Here is a 1,564-nt window from a genome sequence, read left to right as displayed (position 1 = left end):
CGGTCCGGCTACCAGATGGACCCCGCCAACGCTTTAGAAGCGCTATGGGAGGTCCGCCTCGACATCGAGGAGGGGGCTGACATGATCATGGTCAAGCCCGCCATGCCCTACCTCGACATCTTGAGGATGGTCAAAGACGAGTTCGGGATGCCCACGGCCGCCTACCAGGTCTCCGGCGAGTACTCGATGATCATGGCCGCGGCCGAAAGGGGCTGGCTCGACGGCGAGCGGGCGATGCGCGAGGCGCTCACCGCCATCAAGCGGGCCGGGGCGGACATGATCCTGACGTACTACGCGAAGGAGTATGCGAGAAAGGAGCTCGAATAATCAGGTCCCGGATATGTCCGAAAACGTGGTGGTAGTCGAGTCCTCTGATTTTGGGCAGGATCTGGAGGATCTGGTTCCGATAGAGGCCCTGAAATTTGCCCAAAGAGAAAAACAGAGGGCGATTCCAGCCATCGCCAAAAACCGGGATCTTCTTCTGGAGATCGAGAGGGCGGCCAGGCAGGTTCCCACCCGCCATCAGCTCTTCCTCGGAGACAGCAGGTTCATGGAGCTGGTCCCCGACGAGAGCGTCCATCTGGCGGTCACCTCCCCGCCCTACTGGACCCTCAAGGAGTACCCTGCCAACGAGGCGCAGCTCGGCTCCGTCGAGGACTACGAGGAGTTTCTCGACGAGCTTGACAAGGTCTGGCAGAACGTCTTTCGGGTTCTCGTTCCCGGCGGTCGTCTGGTGGTCGTGGTGGGAGATGTCTGCCTTCCAAGGCGCTGTTTTGGAAGACACGTGGTCTTCCCTCTGCACGCCAGCATCCAGGAGCGGTGCAGGAAGATAGGCTTTGACAACCTCTCGCCGATAATCTGGTACAAGATCGCAAATGCCAAGTTCGAATCGAACAACGGGTCAAAGTTTTTGGGCAAACCGTATGAGCCGAACGCCATCGTCAAGAACGACATCGAGTACATATTATTTCAGAGAAAGCCTGGTGGGTACCGAAAGCCCTCTCAGGCTGCTCGCCTCCTTTCAGTGATTCCCGAGGATCTTCACAAGGAGTGGTTCCAGCAGATCTGGACCATCACCGGGGCATCTACGAGAAAGCATCCCGCCCCCTTTCCTCTGGCCCTTGCAGAGAGGCTCGTCAGGATGTTCTCCTTCGTCGGAGATACGGTTCTCGACCCCTTCATGGGCACGGGAACCACAAACCTGGCCGCCGGTCAGTGGGGGAGAAACAGTGTGGGATTCGAGATCGAGCCGTCTTATTTTGAGATGGCCTCGAACCGTCTCAACAAGATCAGAAATAAGCAGTTGACACTGGATTTTGAAGGGTTCTAGGGGTGAGATTATAGCAGATTTCGCTGGAGACCTCGTCTTCTCGAATGCTGTGAGGAGGTTCTGGCAGATAAGAGATCAACAGATAGAGAACCAGCTGAGACGTGGCGGGTCCGATCAAGGAACGCGGAGCGCAGTTACCGGCGGAAAGCAGATGGATGGATTTGTTCGAAAGATCATCGAGCTGATGAGGGAAAGTGGCGTCGATGAAGAGAACATCTACACGAAAAAGACCCA

General features: G+C 56.6%; 2 protein-coding genes and 1 pseudogene. All 3 read left to right on the top strand.

Translation table 11 applies throughout. From position 1 onward, the window contains the following. Positions 1 to 327 (top strand): annotated as a pseudogene (locus ACP5EL_RS06535) (porphobilinogen synthase); the annotation flags it as partial. A gap of 13 nt (positions 328 to 340) precedes the next feature. Beyond that, the gene (locus ACP5EL_RS06530; protein WP_428401707.1) at positions 341 to 1,330 is read left to right on the top strand and encodes a DNA-methyltransferase; all 990 of its coding nucleotides are present in this window, start codon (positions 341 to 343) and stop codon (positions 1,328 to 1,330) included. Continuing rightward, the coding region (locus ACP5EL_RS06525; protein ID WP_428401705.1) for a PaeR7I family type II restriction endonuclease at positions 1,317 to 1,564 on the top strand (248 nt) is incomplete at its 3' end. The genes ACP5EL_RS06530 and ACP5EL_RS06525, both read left to right, overlap by 14 nt.

Source organism: Methanocrinis sp. (assembly GCF_049974945.1).
GTDB lineage: Archaea > Halobacteriota > Methanosarcinia > Methanotrichales > Methanotrichaceae > Methanocrinis.
Note: the sequence above shows the minus strand (reverse complement) of the source record. Positions and strands in the feature narration are given on the sequence as shown.

Bases quoted from the DNA above. Each gene is read 5' to 3' on its own strand.
- ACP5EL_RS06530 (WP_428401707.1), top strand. From the start codon at position 341: ATGTCCGAAAACGTGGTGGTAGTCGAGTCCTCTGATTTTGGGCAGGAT.